The sequence below is a fragment of the Syntrophorhabdus sp. genome, from assembly GCA_012719415.1.
Classification (GTDB): domain Bacteria; phylum Desulfobacterota; class Syntrophorhabdia; order Syntrophorhabdales; family Syntrophorhabdaceae; genus Delta-02.
The window spans coordinates 1-1,772 of the sequence record JAAYAK010000304.1 but is presented as its reverse complement, the minus strand read 5'-3'; the positions used below and the strand labels follow the sequence as shown (position 1 = coordinate 1,772).

The window sequence follows — 1,772 nt, the reverse complement described above, 5'->3', positions numbered from 1 at the left end:
TCACCGTGAGGAGTCCGAGGAAGCCTTCATCGCGGATGATCTCAACGGGGCTCCGGCCATTGAAGGCCTTGTTCGGTGCCGTCGGCCAGCGGTAAACCAGTTCCCTGTTCTTCGGGAAGAGGATCCTCAGGGACCGGTGGATGGAAAGGAGATTGCCGACCCGGTCGAGCAGGTCCCTGCTGTCCGCCAGTGGGTCGCCCTTTCTGTACCGGGCGAGGGTCGTACGGGATCCCTCGGAGAGCCCGAGCAGGGCCGCCTGGTCCTGGAGGGAGATGTCCCAGCGGGCGAAGAGGCGCATGACCATACCTGAGAGGGCTTCCCTGCCTTCCCGGCTTCTCGGATCGTTCTGGACGGCTTTTTCGGCTACAGGCATTGGCACCTCCTGGTAACGTTACAGTTAATACAGATAGTGTACCACATGGTACGCTGTTGTCAAGGGGAAAGACCGACCAAGACCGACCAGGCATCGGGTCAGTTTCTTTCAACATCCTTGCCTATCTCTACGCCGCTACTATAAAATAGTAACCGCAAGATAGTAACCAAGGATGATACTATGCACAATCCGTCATATTTGACAGAACCAAGGATACCACCGGCATCAATGCCGGCCCGGATACGGACGGCATACAGGCTCTCACCGGGGAGCTGATCGACCCGTTCAACGGCCGCCAGGATCTGAAGGACAGGATCATCAGGCACGTGTCGGAGGCTTTTACGAAAGTGACGCGAAAAGAAGTGGAGTATGTCTGAGAGACGGAGGAAAGCGCGTGGGATGCTCGACATGGCGGATAAAACGAAAATATCAAGGGACGCATACCGGGAGCTCGGGTATTATTCCTTGACATTGTCCGTAGCTCTTTGACACCGTTGGTGGCGGGTGTTATGGGTTTTCCGCAGTTATGCATGATTCACAGCCTTTGGCCCGAGGAGCTATTCGCAGGTGTACCAGCCAACCTACCAGCTGACTTTCCCCTTGCAAACGTCCCCCATATCCCAGACAATATGATCAACATAGGGGCCAGTAATTTCACAACTTCATGGACGCATCGGCAGTCCCATTCATATCAGGAGGCTTCCATGCGACTTGCAGGGCAGCAAGTTCTTCGCGCCCTTTCTATTTTCTTCCTCTTCTCCTCCCTTGCCCTTGCCGGTCCCCTCGAGGACTGTGCGGAATATGCCCGGCTCGGTGTTCCCGGTCAGGATGGAGATCTCCTCTGCCGCACCGGCCACCTCCTTGCCCACGATCCAGTCCGTAAAACACCCATCTGGGTCGCTGAGCGCCTCACCGCTGATAAGGCCACGAGTACGGTGGTACCGCGGGAAGCGGGTTCGTTCCGAATTGATTCCGGCTTGAAGAAGGGGAGGCGTGCGGGACTGTCCGACTACCGGAAGAGCGGTTATGACCGCGGACACATGGCGTCGGCCGCCGACATGCACTGGGACAAGAAGGCGATGATCGAGTGTTTCTACCTTTCCAACATGGTCCCCCAGGTGGGCAAGAAAATGAACCAGGGAATCTGGAAGGCCCTCGAGGAGCTCGTCCGTTCCTGGGTGATAGACAGGGGAGAGATCTTCATCTATACCGGCCCCATATATGACGGCGGGACCACGAAGACCATCGGGAAGAACAAGGTCGCGATTCCCTCCCGCCTCTACAAGATCGTCTATGACCGGAACAGGCAGGAGGCCATCGCCTTCATCATGCCGAATAAGGCCCTTGAGACGGAAGACCTGCCCCTGTATATCGTCACCGTAAGGGACGTTGAGGGGAG

General features: G+C 56.8%; 2 protein-coding genes. One reads left to right on the top strand and one right to left on the bottom strand.

Going from position 1 to position 1,772, the window contains the following annotated elements; all coding sequences use genetic code 11:
* A partial coding sequence (locus GXX82_17060) for a DUF2384 domain-containing protein (protein NLT24756.1) occupies positions 1–373 on the bottom strand: 373 nt, incomplete at its 3' end.
* A 629-nt stretch (positions 374–1,002) separates the two neighbouring features.
* Here GXX82_17060 and GXX82_17055 point away from each other — a divergent pair.
* Positions 1,003–1,772: DNA/RNA non-specific endonuclease (locus GXX82_17055; GenBank protein NLT24755.1), on the top strand; the 770-nt coding region annotated here is incomplete at its 3' end.